Consider the following 17827-nt stretch of genomic DNA (forward strand, 5'->3'; position numbering starts at 1 on the left):
GAGCGGGTGGCCTCGAAGATGACGCTCCGGATGCAGCTGCTCGCGCTGCAGGCGCTGATCGTGTTCCTGGTGACCCTCGCCACGGGGATCGCCGCCGGGGCGTTCCAGGAGAACGCGCTCCGCGAGGCCTACAAGGATCGCATGCAGGCCGTCGCGCAGTCCGTGGCCGCGCTGCCCGTGGTGCTCGACGCGTTCGACGACGATGATCCCTCCGCCGCGATCCAGCCGGTCGCGGAGGTGATCAGGGAGGCGTCCGACCTCGCGTACGTGGTGGTCGCCAACGACGAGGGCATCCGTTACTCGCACCCGAACCCGGAGCGCATCGGCGAACGGGTCTCGACCGATCCGTCGATCCCGCTCGGCGGCGATATCTACGTGGGAACGCAGACCGGCACGCTGGGCACCTCCTGGCGCGTGAAGGTGCCGATCCGGGATGAGGACGGCGCCGTGATCGGCACGGCATCGGTGGGCATCCTGGAGTCGGAGCTCAGTGAGGAGTTCACCGCCAACCTGGTGTGGCTGATCTCCGCCATGCTCGCCGCTGCCGTGCTGGGCGTGTTCGGAGCGGCATGGGTGACCTCGGTGATCCGGCGCCGCATCTACCGCTTGGAGCCCCATCAGATCGCGGCACTCGTGAAGAACCAGGAGACCACGCTGCACGGGCTCAGCGAGGGCGTGGTCACGGTCGACGGCTCCGGGCGCATCACGCTCGCGAACGACGCGGCCGCCCGTTTCCTCGGACGAGACGCGGGCGACCTCGACGGTGCCGTAGCGGCCGACGTCCTGGGCGAGGAGCTCACGACGGTGCTGCGTGAGGGCGAGGCCGCGGGCCGCCCGGTGATCGTGGGGTCGCACGTGCTCGTCGCCCGCAGCACCGCGAGACGCGACGACGAGGCCGACCGCGGCGCGACCCTGCTGCTGCGCGATCACACCGAGCTGCACGACGTGGTGCAGCGCGTGGAGGCGGCAGACGCCATCATCGCGTTCCGCGAGCGGTTCGGCCTGCCGAAGGGCCTGAGCGCGGAGACGCTCCACCGGGTGTCCACGGCTCTCGCCGCCCGTCCGGACGCCTCGGCGGCGGAGCTGGGCGCCGACCTCGACATCTCCCGCGTGAGCGCCCGCCGCTACCTGGAGCATCTGGCCGCCACCGGGCAGGCGGTGCGCTCGCTCGACTACAGCACGAAGGGCCGGCCTGGCGCACGCTATCGCAGCACCGACGGCCGCTGACGTCCCCCGATGACGACTAAGCCCGCCACCCCGGGTGGGGTGGCGGGCTTCGTGGCGTACGAGTGTTACTCGGACTTCTTCTCGACAGCGTCCTCGGCGGCGGCCTCAGCGGCCTCGCCCTCGGCCTGCGACTCGGCGCCGGCCTCGGCAGCGGCGTCCTCGGCCGGGGTCTCCTCGGCCGGAGCCTCGGTGGTCTCCTCGGCGGGGGTCTCCTCGGCGGCGGGCTTCTCGGCCTTCGGCGCGGCAGCAGCCTTCTTGGTCGACTTCGCCTTCGGGGTGACGGGCTCGAGGACGAGCTCGATCACGGCCATCGGAGCGTTGTCGCCCTTACGGTTGCCGACCTTGGTGATGCGCGTGTAGCCACCCTCGCGGTCCGCGACGAGCGGAGCGATCTCGTTGAACAGGACGTGCACGACTTCCTTGTCACCGATGACCGACAGCACGCGACGGCGTGCGTGCAGGTCTCCGCGCTTGGCGAAGGTGATCAGGCGCTCGGCGAGCGGACGCAGGCGCTTGGCCTTGGTCTCGGTCGTCTTGATCGACTTGTGGGTGTACAGCGCGGCAGCCAGGTTGGCAAGCAGCAGGCGCTCGTGGGCGGGGCCGCCTCCGAGGCGGGGACCCTTCGTGGGCTTGGGCATAATCGTCTAACTCCTGGTCAGGAAAGGTCGGGTATCAGAAGGACTCGTCTTCGCTGCCGCCGTAGAAGTGGGCGCCGTCGAAACCGGGCACCGAATCCTTGAGCGACAGACCGAGCGAGATGAGCTTGTCGCGCACCTCGTCGACCGACTTCTGGCCGAAATTGCGGATGTTCATGAGCTGCGTCTCCGAGAGGGCGACGAGCTCCGAAACGGTGTTGATGCCCTCACGCTTCAGGCAGTTGTACGAGCGGACCGACAGGTCGAGGTCCTCGATCGGCATCGACAGCTCGTTGGAGTTCACAGCCTCCACGGGCGCCGGGCCGATCTCGATGCCCTCGGCCTCGACGTTCAGCTCGCGGGCGAGACCGAACAGCTCGGTGAGCGTCTTGGCGGCCGAGGCGACGGCGTCGCGCGGGCTGATCGCCGACTTGGTCTCGACGTCGAGGACGAGCTTGTCGAAGTCGGTGCGCTCACCGGCACGGGTGGCGTCGACGCGGTAGCTGACCTTGAGGACCGGCGAGTAGATCGAGTCGATCGGGATCTGGCCCGCCTCGGCGTACTCGTTGCGGTTCTGCGTCGCCGAGACGTAGCCACGACCGCGCTCGATCGTCAGCTCGAGCTCGAACTTGGCGGTGTCGTTGAGCGTGGCGATGACGAGCTCGGGGTTGTGCACCTCGACACCGGCCGGAGCCGAGATGTCGGCGGCGGTCACTTCACCGGCACCGGTCTTGCGCAGGTACGCCGTGATGGGCTCGTCGCGCTCGCTGGAGACGACCAGCTGCTTGATGTTGAGGATGATCTCGGTGACATCCTCCTTCACGCCGGGGATGGTGCTGAACTCGTGCAGCACGCCGTCGATACGGACGCTGGTGACAGCGGCGCCGGGGATCGACGACAGCAGGCTGCGGCGCAGCGCGTTGCCGATCGTGTAGCCGAAGCCGGGCTCCAGAGGCTCGATGATGAACCGGCTCCGGTTCTCGACGATCTTTTCCTCGGTCAGTGTGGGACGCTGTGCAATAAGCACTCTGTGTTCCTTTCGATCACATGCCCGCTATATGACATGTGGTGGGGTGAGGTCTTGAGTTGTGGAAGTCGATGCCCGCGCGGGGCGCCGAGCCGCTCGGCTCCGGAGAGACGAGCGGCTCGGTGCACGCATCAGACGCGGCGACGCTTCGGCGGGCGGCAGCCGTTGTGCGCCTGCGGGGTGACGTCCTGGATCGAGCCCACCTCGAGGCCGGCGGCCTGCAGCGAGCGGATCGCGGTCTCGCGGCCGGAGCCCGGACCCTTCACGAAGACGTCGACCTTCTTGACGCCGTGCTCCTGCGCCTGGCGGGCGGCCGACTCGGCGGCCATGCCTGCGGCGTACGGGGTCGACTTGCGGGAGCCCTTGAAGCCCACGCCACCCGACGACGCCCAGCTGATGACAGCGCCGGACGGGTCGGTGATCGAAACGATGGTGTTGTTGAACGTCGACTTGATGTGGGCCTGGCCCAGCGCGATGTTCTTCTTCTCCTTGCGGCGCGGCTTGCGCGCGGCGGCCTTGGGTGCAGCCATGAAAGTGTTCTCCTAGTCCCTGGCCGCTGCTTAGCGGGCCTTCTTCTTGCCGGCGACGGTGCGCTTCGGGCCCTTGCGGGTACGGGCGTTGGTCTTGGTGCGCTGGCCGCGGACCGGGAGGCCACGACGGTGGCGCAGGCCCTCGTAGGAGCCGATCTCGACCTTGCGGCGGATGTCTGCGGCGACCTCGCGGCGAAGGTCACCCTCCACCTTGTAGTTGCCTTCGATGTAGTCGCGGAGGGCGACGAGCTGGTCGTCGCTGAGGTCCTTCACGCGGATGCTCTCGTCGATGTCGGTCGCCTTGAGGATCTCGACCGAGCGGGTACGGCCGACGCCGTAGATGTAGGTAAGGGCGATCACCACGCGCTTGTCGCGCGGGATGTCAACGCCGGCAAGACGTGCCATGCGGTTCTCCTGGGTGTTGTGGAGGTGTGGAGCAGGATCGGTGCCCGGGCCTCCGCCCCGAGGTGTCCCCCGCTGTCGCGGGTTCTGATCCTGCCGTGTCGTATTGAGTTATGAGATTGCGAGAGCGCTGCTCACGCAGCGGTGGGCACTCAGCCCTGGCGCTGCTTGTGACGCGGGTTGCTCTTGCAGATCACCATGACGCGGCCGTGGCGGCGGATCACCTTGCAGTGGTCGCAGATCGGCTTGACGCTGGGGTTGACCTTCATGTTGTTTCCTGTTCGCTGTCTTCACCGGGCAGGCGGAATGCCTGGGGTGTTACTTCTCGACCGATCAGCGGTAGCGGTAGACGATGCGGCCGCGGGTCAGATCGTAGGGGCTGAGCTCCACGACGACACGATCCTCGGGGATGATGCGGATGTAGTTCTGCCGCATCTTTCCGGAGATCGTCGCCAGGACCTTGTGTCCGTTGGTGAGCTCAACGCGGAACATCGCGTTGGGCAGAGCCTCGGAGATCACGCCTTCGATCTCGATGACACCGTCTTTCTTAGCCATAGCCTCGCTGACGCTTCTGCAGACCGGTCGATCTGCGGTGGATGGGTGGGGGTGGCGCCTGGCCGATCGGACACGCCGAACGCATGGCACAAGGCACCAAAGATCTATGTTATCCGACGATGCCCCGTCCGGCAACTTGGCCGGACGGGGCATCGGGGCGGATCACACTCAGCTCAGGAGGTCGGTGAGCTTCTTCATGTCGGCCTGATTCTGCAGGTCGAGCCGCTCGCCGTTGATCTCCACGGTCGGGGTGCCCTTGATGTCGTTCTTCTTCGCCTGGGCGGCGCCGAACTTGCGATAGGTCTCGTCGGTGATGCACGAGACGACGTCGTCGTCCGCACCCACCTGCTTCGCGAACTCGGCCAGCTGGTCGGTGGTCAGACCCGCGGTGTTCTCCGTCGGCTGGTTCTCGAACAGCACCTTCGCGTAGTCGAAGTAGAGGTCGGCGTCGGACTCCGCGACGCAGAACGCCGCCCCGGCCGAACGCGACGAGTACTCGGTGCCCTGCGAGAAGCGGTCGAGGATCGCGATGGGGTGGTTCACGAGCGTGATCTCCCCGCTCGCCGCCTTCTCCTCCAGCTGCGCACCGAACTGGTCCTCGAAGGCCTTGCACGCCGGGCACTGGAAGTCGAGGAACACCGCGACGGTGTCCTTGCCGTCGCCCTTGCTGATCGAACCGGCCTCGGGGTCGAAGTTCTTGCTGGCGCTCGGCACGGCTCCTGGCGACGTGGCCTGGTTGTTGAGGAACACCACGAGTCCACCGATCGCGACCAGGACCACGACGACGGCGATGGAGATGCCGATCGCGAACCAGTTGGTGTTGCTCTTCGCCGCTGCCATTACTTTCCGATCTCTCGAGGCTCGACCCCGAACGGGGCGAGTCCGGCTCTTCCGCCATCGGGCGCGGTGAGCACCCATATGCCACCATCATGTCGGGCGACGCTATGTTCCCAATGTGAGCCGTCAGTGCCGTCGACGGTGGTCACGGTCCAGTCGTCGTCCTCGATGAACGTGGCCTCGCCGCCGGCGGTGACCATCGGCTCGATCGCCAGCACGAGCCCGGGCTTCACGTCGGCGCCGCGGTCGGGCGTGCGGTAGTTGAACACGCTCGGGGCCTCGTGCATCTTGCGGCCGATCCCGTGGCCGACGTACTCGCGGAGGATGCCGTACGGCTCCCCCGACACCACCGACGGCCCTTGCGCCTCGATGTAGTCCTGGATCGCGGCGCCGATCTCGTCGATCGAGGTCGCGGTGGCCATCGCGGCGATGCCCGCCCACATCGACCCCTCGGTCACGCGCGAGAGCTCCTCGCGACGGGCCACGAGCTCCGGACGCTCCGCGTCGGGGACGACGACCGTGATCGCGCTGTCGCCGTTCCATCCCTCGTACTGGGCGCCGCAGTCCACCGACACGATGTCGCCGGGCTCGAGCACGCGCTCCCCCGGGATGCCGTGGACCACCTGCTCGTTCACCGACACGCAGATCGTGTGGTGATAGCCGCGCACGAGCTGGAAGTTCGACTCGGCCCCGCGCTGGCGGATCGCGCGGTTGGCTGCGGCGTCGAGCTCGATGGTCTTCACGCCCGCCCTGATGAGGGGACGGACGGCATCGAGTGCCGCGGCCGTGATCAGCCCGGGCTCGACCATGGCGCGCAACTGCGCCGGGGTCTTGTAGATCGAGCGGCGGAACATCTCAGGCTGCGGAGGCCGCGGAGCGCAGACCCCTCGCGGAGAGTGCTGCAGCGATGCGCTCGGTGATCTCCTCGAGCGAGCCGACGCCGTCGATGCGGTCGACGATCCCGCGCGCGCTGTAGACCTCGATGATCGGGGCCGTCTCGTTCTCGTAGATGTCCAGGCGGTGTGCGATGGCCTCGTCCGTGTCGTCCGAGCGCCCCTGCTCCGCGGCACGGAGCGCGAGACGCGCGATGCTCTCCTCGCGCGGGACGTCGAGCAGGATCACGGCGTCGAGCGCCTCCCCCCGGCCCTCCAGGAACGCGTCGAGGTGCTCGACCTGAGCCGTGTTCCGGGGGTAGCCGTCGAGCAGGAAGCCGTTCGCGGCATCCTCCTGGCTCAGCCGGTCGCGCACGATCTCGCTCGTCAGCTCGTCCGGCACGAGGTCGCCCTTGTCGAGGATGGCCGTGACCTGCTGGCCGAGTGCCGTCCCCTCCTTGATGTTCGCGCGGAAGATGTCTCCGGTCGAGACGACCGGGATGCCGTAGGTCTCGGCGATGCGCACACCCTGCGTGCCCTTGCCGGAACCCTGCGGACCGACGATGAGAAGACGTGCGGATGCTGTCATCGGAGAAGCCCTTCGTAGTGTCGCTGCTGCAGCTGGGCGTCGATCTGCTTGACCGTCTCCAGTCCGACGCCGACGATGATGAGGATCGACGCGCCACCGAACGGGAAGTTCTGGTTGGCACCGACCGTGGCGAGGGCGATCAGCGGGATCAGCGCGATCAGACCCAGGTAGAGCGAGCCGGGCAGCGTGATGCGGGTGAGCACGTAGTCGAGGTACTCGGCCGTCGGGCGACCCGCGCGGATGCCGGGGATGAAGCCGCCGTACTTCTTCATGTTGTCGGCGACCTCGACCGGGTTGAACGTGATCGCGACGTAGAAGTAGGTGAACCCGATGATCAGCAGGAAGTAGGCGATCATGTAGATCGGGCTGTTGCCGCTCGTGAAGTTCGCCGTGACCCAGCTCACCCAGGCGGGCGGCGTCGAGCCGTCCTGCGGGGTGTTGAACTGCGCGATCAGCGCGGGGATGTACAGCAGCGACGACGCGAAGATCACGGGGATCACACCCGCCATGTTCACCTTGATCGGGATGTACGTGTTCGTGCCGCCGTACGTGCGCCGGCCCACCATCCGCTTGGCGTACTGCACCGGGATGCGGCGCTGCGACTGTTCGACGAACACCACCAGGCCCATCACGATGATGCCGACCACGAGCACGAGCAGGAAGATCTCGAAGCCCTTCGTCTGCCAGATGATGCTCATGGCGCCCGGGAAGGTGGCGGCGATCGAGGTGAAGATCAGCAGCGACATGCCGTTGCCGATGCCGCGCTCGGTCACGAGCTCCGCGAACCACATGATGAGGCCGGTACCGGCGGTCATCGCCATGATGATGAGCAGCTGCGCCCACCACACGTCGTTCGTGAGCAGCTGCTGGCAGGCCGCGATGTCGGTCGCGCCGAACAGCTGACCGCTGCGGGCGACCGTGACGAGCGTCGTCGACTGCAGCAGCGCGAGCGCGATCGTGAGATACCGCGTGTACTGGGTCAGCTTCGCCTGTCCGGCCTGACCCTCCTTGTGCAGCGCCTCGAAGTGCGGGATGACGACGCGGAGGAGCTGCGTGATGATCGTCGCGGTGATGTACGGCATCACGCCGAGGGCGAAGATCGACAGCTGCAGCAGCGCGCCGCCGGAGAAGAGGTTGACCAGTCCGAGCAGGCCCTCGGTGCCGGTGTTGGCCGCGAGGCACTCCTCGACGTTCGGGAAGTTCACGAACGGCGCGGGGACGTTCGAGCCGAGTCGGTAGATCGCGATGATGGCGAGCGTGAAACCGATCTTCCGACGCAGGTCGGGCGTGCGGAAGATCCGCGCGATGGCGCTAAACAAGGACGTTCCTCCTGAAAAGGTTGCCGATCCCTGAAGGACGGCTGAAAGACCAGGGTAACTCACTCCGAGGTCTGCGATTGCGGCGTCGCCGCCTGCCCGCCTGCCGAATCAGAAGAGGGGCCGGAGAATCTCCGACCCCTCTTCTGCGGTGGTTACTTGACGGATCCGCCCGCAGCCACGATCTTCTGCTCGGCGGAACCCGAGACCTTGTCGACCGCGACGGTGAGCTTCACGGCGATGTCGCCGTTGCCGAGAACCTTGACCTTCTCGTTCTTGCGGACCGCACCCTTGGCCACCAGGTCGCTGACGGTCACGTCGCCGCCCTGGGGGTAGAGCTCCGCGAGCTTCTCCAGGTTGACGACCTGGTACTCGACGCGGAACGGGTTCTTGAACCCGCGCAGCTTCGGGGTGCGCATGTGCAGCGGCATCTGCCCACCCTCGAAGCCGACGCGCACGGTGTTGCGGGCCTTCGTGCCCTTCGTGCCGCGACCGGCGGTCTTGCCCTTCGAGCCCTCACCGCGACCCACACGGGTCTTGGCGGTGTTGGCGCCGGGGACCGGACGCAGGTGGTGCACCTTGAGCACGCCGGGGCGGGACGCGGGAGCGTCCTTCTTCGGCGCGGCCTTCTTCGCAGCCGGCTTCGCGGCGGCGTCGGCCTTCGCGTCGGAGGCGGCCGTCTTGGCCGGCGCCTTCTTCGCAGCGGGCTTCTTCTCAGCAGCAGCCTTGGGAGCGGCAGCCTTCTTCGGGGCCTTCTCAGCCTCGACGGCGGCGTCGTTCTTCTCAGCCATTAGTCGATCTCCTCAACCTTGACGAGGTGGGCGACGGTCTTGACGTAGCCGCGCGTCTGCGCGTCGTCGGGGCGGACGGTGCTGTCACCGATCCGCTTGAGACCGAGGCTGCGCAGCGTGTCGCGCTGGTTCTGCTTCTCGCTCACCTTGGACTTGATCTGCGTGACCTTGAGTCGCGCGGCCATCAGGCACCTACCTTCTGTGCAGCGATGGCCTCGGCCTCGGCACGCACGAGACGCGCCGGGGCGACCTGGTCGAACTCGAGACCACGACGTGCGGCGACGGCGCGGGGCTCCTCGAGCTCCTTCAGGGCGGTGACCGTCGCGTGCACGATGTTGATCGTGTTCGACGAGCCGAGCGACTTGGACAGCACGTCGTGGATACCAGCGCACTCGAGCACGGCGCGGACCGGACCACCGGCGATCACACCGGTACCGGCAGCGGCCGGACGCAGCAGCACGACACCGGCGGCCGACTCACCCTGCACGGGGTGCGGGATGGTGCTGCCGACGCGGGGCACGCGGAAGAAGTTGCGCTTGGCCTCTTCGACACCCTTCGAGATCGCCAGGGGGACCTCGCGGGCCTTGCCGTAGCCGACGCCCACCAGACCGTTGCCGTCACCGACGACCACGAGAGCGGTGAAGCTGAAGCGACGACCACCCTTCACGACCTTCGAGACGCGGTTGATGGTGACGACGCGCTCCAGGAACTGGTTGTCGCCGCGGTCGCGCGAGTTGCGGTCGCGGCCGCCCTGGTTGCGGTCACGTCCGCCGCGGCGGCCGTCCCGCTGGTCACGAGTCGGCTCAGCCTGCGTGGTGCCGGCGGCCGTCTCGGAAGTGGCAGCTGCCGCTTCGGTCACTTCGTTCTCCTTGTTGTCACTCACAGTGCCAGACCCCCTTCACGGGCGCCGTCGGCGATGGCGGCGACACGACCCGCGTAGCGGTTGCCGCCACGGTCGAACACAGCCTCGGAAACGCCGGCAGCCTTCGCACGCTCGGCGAGCAGCTCGCCGACCTTGCGAGCCTTGGCGGTCTTGTCGCCCTCGAGCGAGCGCAGGTCGGTCTCGAGCGTCGATGCCGACGCGACCGTGTGACCCTTGCTGTCGTCGACGAGCTGCACGAAGACGTGACGCGCCGAACGGTTGACGACGAGACGCGGACGCGCCTCGGTGCCCACGATCTTCTTGCGAAGACGGGCGTGACGACGCGCGCGGGCGTCGGACTTCGACTTCACAGCCATGGTTACTTACCAGCCTTTCCGGCCTTGCGACGCACGACCTCGCCGGCGTAGCGCACACCCTTGCCCTTGTACGGCTCGGGCTTGCGGATCTTGCGGATGTTCGCAGCCGCCTCACCGACGGCCTGCTTGTCGATCCCGCTGACGGTGAGCTTGTTCGTGCCCTCGACCGTGAGCGTGATGCCGGCGGGCGGGTCGATCAGGACCGGGTGCGAGAAGCCGAGGGCGAACTCGACCGAGCTGCCCTTCTGCTGCACGCGGTAACCGGTGCCGACGACCTCGAGACCCTTGGAGTAGCCCTGGGTCACGCCGATGATGTTGTTGTTGATGAGCGTGCGGGTCAGGCCGTGAAGCGACCGGGACTCGCGCTCGTCGTCGGGGCGGGTGACGAGAACCTGGTTCTCCTCGACCGACACCTCGATGGGGCTGGCCACCGTGAGGGTGAGCTCACCCTTGGGGCCCTTCACCGCGACCTCACGGCCGTCGACCGAAACGGTCACGCCCGCGGGAACGTCGATGGGAAGTCGTCCAATACGCGACATTTCGGATTACCACACGTAGGCGAGAACTTCTCCGCCCACGCCCTTCTGCTCAGCCTGGCGGTCCGTGAGGAGACCGGAGGAGGTGGACAGGATGGCCACGCCGAGGCCGCCGAGGACCGTGGGGATCTCGGTGGACTTCGCGTACACGCGAAGGCCGGGCTTCGACACGCGCTTGATGCCCGCGATGGAGCGCTCGCGGTTCGGGCCGTACTTCAGCGTCAGCGTGAGGTTCTTGCCCACGCGCGCGTCGGACGTCTCCCAACCGGCGATGTAGCCCTCCTGCTGGAGGATCTCCGCGATGTGCGTCTTGAGCTTGCTCGACGGCAGGGTCACGGAGTCGTGGTGCGCCGAGTTCGCGTTGCGCAGACGGGTCAGCATGTCTGCGACCGGGTCTGTCATTGTCATGGTTGTCTACTTTCGTTCATGAGGTTCCGGCTGCCGTTACACGACAGACGGCCTGCGATGAGCACGCAATCTTCAATTGTACGTGCACATCGACGGGCTCAGTGACACGAGACCACTGAGCCCGTCGACGGTGTTACGCCTGAGCGTCGTCCGCGCGGAACGGGAAGCCGAGGTGACGCAGAAGCGCGCGGCCCTCGTCGTCCGTCTTCGCCGAGGTCACGACGGTGATGTCGAAGCCCCGGACGCGGTCGATCTTGTCCTGATCGATCTCGTGGAACACGCTCTGCTCCTGGAGACCGAACGTGTAGTTGCCGTTGCCGTCGAACTGCTTGGCCGACAGACCGCGGAAGTCGCGGATGCGGGGCAGAGCGAGCGACACCAGACGGTCCACGAACTCCCACGCGCGGTCACCGCGGAGGGTGACGTGCGCGCCGATGGCCTGTCCCTCACGCAGCTTGAACTGCGCGATCGACTTGCGAGCCTTCGTGACGATCGGCTTCTGACCGGTGATGCGGGTGAGGTCCTCGACCGCACCATCGATCACCTTGCTGTCGCGAGCCGCCTCGCCGACACCGGTGTTCACGACCACCTTGACCAGGCCGGGGATCTGCATGACGTTCGAGTAGCCGAACTCGTCCTGCAGAGCCTTCTTGATCTCGGCGTTGTACTTCGCCTTCAGGCGGGGCTGGATCTTGCCAGCCACCGCAGCGTCGGTCGTTGCCATCAGAGGTCCTTACCGCTCTTCTTCGCGTACCGCACGCGGACGGTGCGCTTGACGCCGTCCTTGGTCTGCTCCTCGACCCGGTGGCCGACCTTGGTCGGCTTCTTGGTCGAGGGGTCGACGAGTGCGACGTTCGAGATGTGGATGGGCGCCTCGACGGTCTCGAGGCCACCCGTCTTGGTGCCACGCTGCGTCTGACCGACGCGCGTGTGCTTGGTGACGTAGTTGACGCCCTCGACGACGACACGGTTCTGCTCGACGAGGATGTCGAGCACCTTGCCCTGCTTGCCGCGGTCGCCACCACGCTCGGGCTTGGCGCCCGAGATGACCTGAACCAGGTCGCCCTTCTTGATCTTCGCCATGATCAGATGACCTCCGGTGCCAGCGAGACGATCTTCATGAACTTCTTGTCGCGAAGCTCACGGCCGACCGGGCCGAAGATACGGGTGCCGCGGGGCTCCCCGTCGTTCTTCAGGATGACGGCGGCGTTCTCGTCGAACTTGATGTAGGAGCCGTCCGGACGACGGACCTCCTTCTTGGTGCGGACGATGACCGCCTTGACGACGTCGCCCTTCTTGACGTTGCCACCGGGGATCGCGTCCTTGACGGTTGCGACGATGGTGTCGCCCAGGCCCGCGTAGCGGCGGCGCGAACCACCGAGAACGCGGATCGTGAGCAGCTCCTTGGCGCCGGTGTTGTCGGCGACCTTGAGTCGGGACTCCTGCTGAATCACTTGGCCTTCTCCAGAATCTCCACCAGGCGCCAGCGCTTCGTGGCGCTCAGCGGGCGGGTCTCGTTGATCAGGACCAGGTCGCCGATGCCGGCGGTGTTCGCCTCATCGTGCGCCTTGACCTTCGACGTGCGGCGGATGACCTTGCCGTAAAGCGGGTGCTTCACGCGGTCCTCCACCTCGACGACGATGGTCTTGTCCATCTTGTCGCTGACGACGTAGCCGCGACGGGCCTTGCGGTACCCGCGGGCGTCCGCGTCGCGAACGTCGTGAGCGGCGTGCTCAACCTCGACGGCAGCTTCCTTCTTGGTGGCCATCACTCAGCCTCTTCCTTCACGGCGTCGTCGGCGGCGTCCGCCTTCTTCGCCTTCGACTTGGTCGCCTTCTTCGCGGGAGCCTCGACCGGAGCGGGCGTCGCACGGATGCCCAGCTCACGCTCGCGGATCACGGTGTACAGGCGCGCGATGTCGCGCTTGACGGCGCGGATGCGGCCGTGACTCTCCAGCTGGCCGGTGGCCGACTGGAAACGGAGGTTGAACAGCTCCTCCTTGGCCTTGCGCAGCTCCTCAACGAGGCGCTGGTCTTCGAACGTGTCGAGCTCTGCCGGAGCGAGCTCCTTGGTGCCGATCGCCATTACGCGTCGCCCTCCTCGCGCTTGATGATGCGTGCCTTGAGCGGCAGCTTGTGGATTGCACGGGTCAGTGCCTCGCGAGCGAGCTGCTCGTCGACACCCGCGACCTCGAAGAGGACGCGGCCCGGCTTGACGTTGGCGACCCACCACTCGGGGGAACCCTTACCGGAACCCATGCGGGTCTCGGCCGGCTTCTTCGTGAGCGGACGGTCCGGGTAGATGTTGATCCACACCTTGCCGCCACGCTTGATGTGACGGGTCATCGCGATACGAGCGGACTCGATCTGACGGTTCGTCACGTACGCGGGCGTGAGGGCCTGGATGCCGAACTCGCCGAAGGAGACCTTCGTGCCGCCGGTGGCCTGACCCGAGCGACCCGGGTGGTGCTGCTTGCGGTACTTGACCTTACGGGGGATGAGCATTATGCCGAAGCTCCTTCTGCAACAGGTGCCTCGTTGCGCGGGGCACGGCGGCGGTCACCACGGTCGTCGCGGCGCGACTTCGGCGCGTTGGCCTGCTCGCGTGCGAGCTCCTTGGCGGTGAGGTCGCCCTTGTAGATCCACACCTTCACGCCGATGCGGCCGAAGGTGGTCTTGGCCTCGTAGAAGCCGTAGTCGATGTTCGCGCGCAGCGTGTGCAGCGGCACACGACCCTCGCGGTAGAACTCCGAGCGGCTCATCTCAGCGCCGCCGAGACGGCCCGAGACCTGGATGCGGATGCCCTTGGCGCCGGCGCGCTGAGCGCCCTGCAGACCCTTGCGCATCGCGCGACGGAACGCCACACGAGCAGAGAGCTGCTCGGCGATGCCCTGCGCGACCAGCTGAGCGTCGGCCTCGGGGTTCTTGACCTCGAGGATGTTCAGCTGGATCTGCTTGCCCGTGAGCTTCTCGAGGTCGCCGCGGATGCGCTCGGCCTCTGCACCACGACGACCGATCACGATGCCCGGACGGGCGGTGTGGATGTCGACGCGGACGCGGTCACGGGTGCGCTCGATCTCGATGTTCGAGACGCCGGCGCGGTCGAGCTGCGTCTGCAGCAGGCGACGGATCTTGATGTCCTCGGCCACGTAGTCGGCGTAACGCTGACCCGGCTTCGTCGAGTCGGAGAACCAGCGCGACACGTGGTCCGTGGTGATGCCGAGGCGGAAGCCGTACGGGTTGACCTTCTGTCCCATTACTTGCTCGCCTTCTTGTTGCTGTCGCCGGCCGCGGCAGGAGCCGCCTCCGGCGTCGAGAGCACGACCGTGATGTGGCTCGTGCGCTTCTTGATCTGGAAAGCGCGACCCTGTGCACGGGGCTGGAAACGCTTGAGCGTCGTGCCCTCGTCCACGTACGCGTTCTTCACGTACAGGTCCTGCTCGTCGAGGTACTCGCCGTCACGATCCGCCTTGACCTGCGCGTTGGCCATGGCCGACGCGACAAGCTTGTAGATCGGCTCACTGGCGCTCTGCTGCGCGAACTTCAGGATCGCGAGAGCTTCCTGGGCCTGCTTGCCCTTGATGAGCGCGACGACACGACGAGCCTTCTGAGGGGTCACGCGGATGTGTCGCACGCGTGCGATGGACTCCACCATTTCTCTCTCCTCTATCGTCCCCGCGTCAGCGGCGACGGCCCTTCTTGTCGTCCTTCTCGTGGCCGCGGAAGGTGCGGGTGGGCGCGAACTCGCCCAGCTTGTGACCGACCATGGTCTCGGACACGAACACGGGGATGTGCTTGCGTCCGTCGTGGACCGCGATCGTGTGACCCAGCATGGCCGGGATGATCATGGACCGACGGGACCAGGTCTTGATGACGTTCTTGGTGCCGGCTTCGTTCTGCACGACCACCTTGCGAAGCAGGTGCTCGTCGACGAAGGGGCCCTTCTTAAGACTGCGAGGCATCTTCTCTTACTCCTACTTGCGCTTCTTGCCGGCGTTGCGACGACGCACGATGTACTTGTCGCTTTCCTTGTTGGCGTGACGGGTGCGACCCTCGGCCTGACCCCACGGGGAGACCGGGTGACGACCACCGGACGTCTTGCCCTCACCACCACCGTGCGGGTGGTCGACCGGGTTCATCGCGACACCACGGACGGTCGGGCGGACGCCCTTCCAGCGCATACGGCCGGCCTTGCCCCAGTTGATGTTCGACTGCTCGGCGTTGCCGACCTCGCCGATGGTCGCGCGGCAGCGCGCATCGACGTTGCGGATCTCGCCGGAGGGCAGACGCAGCTGGGCGTAGGGGCCGTCCTTCGCCACGAGGCGGACGGATGCACCGGCCGAGCGCGCCATCTTCGCGCCGCCGCCGGGGCGGAGCTCGATGGCGTGGATGACGGTACCCGTGGGGATGTTCTTCAGCGGGAGGTTGTTTCCCGGCTTGATGTCCGCCGCGGGGCCCGACTCGACGATGTCGCCCTGGTTCAGCTTCGCCGGCGCGAGGATGTAGCGCTTCTCGCCGTCGAAGTAGTGCAGGAGCGCGATGCGCGCGGTGCGGTTGGGGTCGTACTCGATGTGAGCGACACGGGCGTTCACGCCGTCCTTGTCATTGCGACGGAAGTCGATGACGCGGTACTGGCGCTTGTGGCCACCACCGATGTGACGGGTCGTGATGCGGCCCTGGTTGTTGCGACCACCGGTCTTCGAGAGCGGGCGCAGCAGCGACTTCTCCGGCGTCGATCGGGTGATCTCGGCGAAGTCAGCCACTGACGAGCCGCGACGGCCCGGGGTCGTGGGCTTGTACTTGCGAATAGCCATGATTGTCCTTATCCCCCGGATCAGCCGATTGCCGTGAAGATGTCGATGGTGCCCGACTTCAGGCTCACGATGGCGCGCTTGGTGTCCTTGCGCTTGCCCGTGCCGAAGCGGGTGCGACGGGCCTTGCCGACGCGGTTGATCGTGTTGACCGACGCGACCTTGACACCGAAGATCTTCTCGATGGCGAGCTTGATCTCGGTCTTCGAAGCGCGCGGGTCGACGAGGAAGGTGTACTTACCCTCGTCGATGAGCCCGTAGCTCTTCTCGGACACGACCGGCTTCAGGATGATGTCGCGCGGGTCCTTGTTCAGGGCCGTCTGGAGAACAGATGCCTGCTCGCTCATGCGGAGACCTCCTGGTTGGCGCCGGACTTGGAGGCGATGAAGCCCTCGAGCGCGGCCTGGGTGAAGACGATGTCGTCGGAGACGAGAACGTCGTAGGCGTTGAGCTGGTCGAACGACAGCAGGTGCACGTTGCCGAGGTTGCGCAGGCTCTTGAGCGCGAGCTCGTCGCCGCGCTCGATGACCACGAGCACGTTCTTCGACGTGGCGACCTGGGCGAGGAAGCCCGCGGCGGCCTTGGTCGACGGAGCACCGTCGGTGCCGAACGTGTCGATCGCGTGCAGGCGGTCGCCGCGGAAGCGGTCGCTGAGCGCGCCGAGGAGGGCGGCCGCGATCATCTTCTTGGGCGTGCGCTGCGAGTAGTCACGCGGCTTCGGGCCGTGGACGATGCCACCGCCGGTCATGTGCGGCGCGCGGATCGAGCCCTGACGGGCGTTACCCGTGCCCTTCTGCTTGAAGGGCTTGCGGCCGGCGCCGGAGACCTCGCCACGACGCTTGGTCGAGTGCGTGCCCTGGCGAGCCGCCGCGAGCTGCGCGACGACGACCTGGTGGATGAGCGGGATGTTCGTCTTGACGTCGAACAGAGCGGCGGGCAGCTCGACCGAGCCAGCCTTCTTGCCGTCTGCCTTGAGGACGTCGAGCGCGAGAGTGGAGTCAGCCATGATCAGGCACCCTTCACTGCGTTGCGGACGTAGACGATGCGGCCACGAGCACCGGGGACGGCGCCCTTGACGAGCATCAGACCCTTCTCGATGTCGATGGCGTGCACCGTGAGGTTGAGGACGGTCACGCGCTCGCCACCCATACGGCCGGCCATGCGCATGCCCTTGAAGACACGGCTCGGGGTCGACGAGGCGCCGATCGAACCGGGCTTGCGGTGGTTGCGGTGCGCACCGTGCGAGGCGGAGACGCCCTTGAAGTTGTGGCGCTTCATGACACCGGCGGTGCCCTTGCCCTTGCTCGTGCCGACGACGTCGACGAGCTGGCCGGCCTCGAACGTGCCGTCCACCGTGAGCTCCTGGCCCAGCGAGTAGTCGGCGGCGTCGGCCGTGCGGATCTCGGTCACGTGGCGACGCGGCGTGACGCCGGCTGCCTCGAAGTGAGCCGAGAGGGGCTTGTTCACCTTGCGGGGGTCGATCTGGCCGTACGCGATCTGCACGGCGTTGTAGCCGTCCTTCTCGGGCGTACGGATCTGCGTGACCACGTTCGGCGCGAGCTCGATGACGGTGACGGGAACGAGCTTGCCGTTCTCGTTCCACACCTGGGTCATGCCGAGCTTCGTGCCCAGCATGCCCTTGGAAACCTTGGAGTTGATGTCAGCCATGTCGAACCTCAGAGCTTGATCTCGATGTTGACGTCGGCCGGCAGGTCGAGGCGCATCAGCGAGTCGACGGCCTTGGGCGTCGGGTCGACGATGTCGATCAGACGCTTGTGGGTGCGCATCTCGAAGTGCTCGCGGCTGTCCTTGTACTTGTGGGGCGACCGGATGACGCACACGACGTTCTTCTCGGTCGGAAGGGGCACGGGTCCGACGACAGTCGCGCCCGCACGGGTCACGGTGTCGACGATCTTGCGTGCGGACGTGTCGATGACCTCGTGGTCATACGACTTCAGGCGAATGCGGATCTTCTGTCCCGCCATTGTCTGCTCTCTCTCTATAAGCGTCGTACCGTCCTGGACCGGGTGGCCCTGGGGCATTGGACGCACGT

At 66.7% G+C, this 17827-nt stretch carries 31 protein-coding genes; 1 reads left to right on the plus strand and 30 read right to left on the minus strand.

The features are described from left to right. Positions 1–6: 6 nt before the first annotated feature. Positions 7–1227, plus strand: coding sequence for a PAS domain-containing protein (locus ACWH95_RS01100; protein WP_454120021.1), 1221 nt, complete (start codon positions 7–9; stop codon positions 1225–1227). A gap of 65 nt (positions 1228–1292) precedes the next feature. Here ACWH95_RS01100 and rplQ read toward each other — a convergent pair whose 3' ends face one another. From rplQ to rpsJ, 30 genes are all read right to left on the minus strand, one after another. Further along, positions 1293–1865 carry a 50S ribosomal protein L17 gene (rplQ, locus tag ACWH95_RS01105; RefSeq protein ID WP_136028908.1) on the minus strand — a complete coding sequence of 191 codons (573 nt, stop codon included), beginning with the start codon at positions 1863–1865 and terminating at the stop codon, positions 1293–1295. Positions 1866–1899: 34 nt separating this feature from the next. Next, positions 1900–2889: a DNA-directed RNA polymerase subunit alpha gene (locus ACWH95_RS01110; protein WP_136028906.1), complete on the minus strand. Its 990-nt coding sequence runs from the start codon at positions 2887–2889 to the stop codon at positions 1900–1902. 131 nt (positions 2890–3020) lie between these two features. Further along, on the minus strand, positions 3021–3419 hold the full coding sequence (rpsK, locus tag ACWH95_RS01115; protein WP_045249905.1) for a 30S ribosomal protein S11: 399 nt from the start codon (positions 3417–3419) through the stop codon (positions 3021–3023). Between the two features lie 30 nt (positions 3420–3449). Next, the gene (gene rpsM, locus ACWH95_RS01120) at positions 3450–3824 is read right to left on the minus strand and encodes a 30S ribosomal protein S13 (RefSeq protein WP_062632862.1); all 375 of its coding nucleotides are present in this window, start codon (positions 3822–3824) and stop codon (positions 3450–3452) included. Between the two features lie 149 nt (positions 3825–3973). Then, entirely contained in the window at positions 3974–4090 is a 117-nt protein-coding gene (rpmJ, locus tag ACWH95_RS01125) for a 50S ribosomal protein L36 (RefSeq protein ID WP_005050492.1), read from the minus strand. 64 nt (positions 4091–4154) lie between these two features. After that, positions 4155–4376: a translation initiation factor IF-1 gene (gene infA / locus ACWH95_RS01130; protein WP_028496510.1), complete on the minus strand. Its 222-nt coding sequence runs from the start codon at positions 4374–4376 to the stop codon at positions 4155–4157. 168 nt (positions 4377–4544) lie between these two features. Beyond that, on the minus strand, positions 4545–5216 hold the full coding sequence (locus tag ACWH95_RS01135) for a DsbA family protein (protein ID WP_136028904.1): 672 nt from the start codon (positions 5214–5216) through the stop codon (positions 4545–4547). After that, positions 5216–6067 (minus strand): type I methionyl aminopeptidase, encoded by an 852-nt coding sequence (gene map / locus ACWH95_RS01140; RefSeq protein WP_136035978.1) that lies wholly within the window; start codon positions 6065–6067, stop codon positions 5216–5218. Before map ends, ACWH95_RS01135 begins: the two co-directional genes overlap by 1 nt. A 1-nt stretch (position 6068) precedes the next feature. After that, the gene (locus ACWH95_RS01145) at positions 6069–6674 is read right to left on the minus strand and encodes an adenylate kinase (RefSeq protein WP_136035977.1); all 606 of its coding nucleotides are present in this window, start codon (positions 6672–6674) and stop codon (positions 6069–6071) included. Further along, a complete protein-coding gene (secY, locus tag ACWH95_RS01150) occupies positions 6671–7993 on the minus strand; it encodes a preprotein translocase subunit SecY (protein ID WP_136028899.1) in 1323 nt (440 codons plus the stop codon). Before secY ends, ACWH95_RS01145 begins: the two co-directional genes overlap by 4 nt. Before the next feature lie 152 nt (positions 7994–8145). Next, entirely contained in the window at positions 8146–8781 is a 636-nt protein-coding gene (gene rplO, locus ACWH95_RS01155; protein ID WP_136028896.1) for a 50S ribosomal protein L15, read from the minus strand. Next, entirely contained in the window at positions 8781–8966 is a 186-nt protein-coding gene (gene rpmD / locus ACWH95_RS01160; RefSeq protein WP_067121122.1) for a 50S ribosomal protein L30, read from the minus strand. Before rpmD ends, rplO begins: the two co-directional genes overlap by 1 nt. Further along, on the minus strand, positions 8966–9640 hold the full coding sequence (rpsE, locus tag ACWH95_RS01165; RefSeq protein ID WP_200838869.1) for a 30S ribosomal protein S5: 675 nt from the start codon (positions 9638–9640) through the stop codon (positions 8966–8968). The genes rpmD and rpsE overlap by 1 nt, the downstream gene beginning before the upstream one ends. Positions 9641–9660: 20 nt before the next feature. Next, positions 9661–10020: a 50S ribosomal protein L18 gene (gene rplR, locus ACWH95_RS01170; protein WP_136028894.1), complete on the minus strand. Its 360-nt coding sequence runs from the start codon at positions 10018–10020 to the stop codon at positions 9661–9663. A gap of 2 nt (positions 10021–10022) precedes the next feature. Then, the gene (gene rplF, locus ACWH95_RS01175) at positions 10023–10559 is read right to left on the minus strand and encodes a 50S ribosomal protein L6 (RefSeq protein ID WP_136028892.1); all 537 of its coding nucleotides are present in this window, start codon (positions 10557–10559) and stop codon (positions 10023–10025) included. Between the two features lie 6 nt (positions 10560–10565). Beyond that, positions 10566–10964, minus strand: a complete 399-nt coding sequence (rpsH, locus tag ACWH95_RS01180) for a 30S ribosomal protein S8 (RefSeq protein ID WP_136028890.1) — start codon at positions 10962–10964, stop codon at positions 10566–10568. Between the two features lie 133 nt (positions 10965–11097). Further along, positions 11098–11688 (minus strand): 50S ribosomal protein L5, encoded by a 591-nt coding sequence (rplE, locus tag ACWH95_RS01185; protein ID WP_136028887.1) that lies wholly within the window; start codon positions 11686–11688, stop codon positions 11098–11100. Continuing rightward, a complete protein-coding gene (gene rplX, locus ACWH95_RS01190; protein ID WP_136028885.1) occupies positions 11688–12047 on the minus strand; it encodes a 50S ribosomal protein L24 in 360 nt (119 codons plus the stop codon). Before rplX ends, rplE begins: the two co-directional genes overlap by 1 nt. A 2-nt stretch (positions 12048–12049) precedes the next feature. After that, positions 12050–12418 (minus strand): 50S ribosomal protein L14, encoded by a 369-nt coding sequence (rplN, locus tag ACWH95_RS01195; RefSeq protein ID WP_102191664.1) that lies wholly within the window; start codon positions 12416–12418, stop codon positions 12050–12052. Further along, a complete protein-coding gene (rpsQ, locus tag ACWH95_RS01200) occupies positions 12415–12732 on the minus strand; it encodes a 30S ribosomal protein S17 (protein ID WP_136028883.1) in 318 nt (105 codons plus the stop codon). The genes rplN and rpsQ overlap by 4 nt, the downstream gene beginning before the upstream one ends. Next, positions 12732–13049 (minus strand): 50S ribosomal protein L29, encoded by a 318-nt coding sequence (rpmC, locus tag ACWH95_RS01205; RefSeq protein ID WP_067121112.1) that lies wholly within the window; start codon positions 13047–13049, stop codon positions 12732–12734. The genes rpsQ and rpmC overlap by 1 nt, the downstream gene beginning before the upstream one ends. After that, entirely contained in the window at positions 13049–13468 is a 420-nt protein-coding gene (gene rplP, locus ACWH95_RS01210) for a 50S ribosomal protein L16 (protein WP_025102402.1), read from the minus strand. Before rplP ends, rpmC begins: the two co-directional genes overlap by 1 nt. Next, a complete protein-coding gene (rpsC, locus tag ACWH95_RS01215; RefSeq protein ID WP_025102403.1) occupies positions 13468–14220 on the minus strand; it encodes a 30S ribosomal protein S3 in 753 nt (250 codons plus the stop codon). Before rpsC ends, rplP begins: the two co-directional genes overlap by 1 nt. Further along, a complete protein-coding gene (gene rplV / locus ACWH95_RS01220) occupies positions 14220–14618 on the minus strand; it encodes a 50S ribosomal protein L22 (RefSeq protein WP_025102404.1) in 399 nt (132 codons plus the stop codon). The genes rpsC and rplV overlap by 1 nt, the downstream gene beginning before the upstream one ends. Before the next feature lie 25 nt (positions 14619–14643). Further along, a complete protein-coding gene (rpsS, locus tag ACWH95_RS01225; RefSeq protein WP_017201589.1) occupies positions 14644–14925 on the minus strand; it encodes a 30S ribosomal protein S19 in 282 nt (93 codons plus the stop codon). Between the two features lie 12 nt (positions 14926–14937). After that, on the minus strand, positions 14938–15777 hold the full coding sequence (rplB, locus tag ACWH95_RS01230; protein ID WP_136028879.1) for a 50S ribosomal protein L2: 840 nt from the start codon (positions 15775–15777) through the stop codon (positions 14938–14940). Between the two features lie 20 nt (positions 15778–15797). Then, positions 15798–16121: a 50S ribosomal protein L23 gene (gene rplW / locus ACWH95_RS01235; RefSeq protein ID WP_025102406.1), complete on the minus strand. Its 324-nt coding sequence runs from the start codon at positions 16119–16121 to the stop codon at positions 15798–15800. Then, entirely contained in the window at positions 16118–16780 is a 663-nt protein-coding gene (rplD, locus tag ACWH95_RS01240; RefSeq protein WP_136028877.1) for a 50S ribosomal protein L4, read from the minus strand. Before rplD ends, rplW begins: the two co-directional genes overlap by 4 nt. Positions 16781–16782: 2 nt before the next feature. Next, positions 16783–17442 carry a 50S ribosomal protein L3 gene (gene rplC / locus ACWH95_RS01245; RefSeq protein WP_136028875.1) on the minus strand — a complete coding sequence of 220 codons (660 nt, stop codon included), beginning with the start codon at positions 17440–17442 and terminating at the stop codon, positions 16783–16785. A gap of 8 nt (positions 17443–17450) precedes the next feature. Then, positions 17451–17759 carry a 30S ribosomal protein S10 gene (rpsJ, locus tag ACWH95_RS01250; RefSeq protein ID WP_017201594.1) on the minus strand — a complete coding sequence of 103 codons (309 nt, stop codon included), beginning with the start codon at positions 17757–17759 and terminating at the stop codon, positions 17451–17453. Positions 17760–17827 lie beyond the last annotated feature (68 nt).

The organism is Microbacterium sp. NPDC055502 (genome assembly GCF_053643635.1).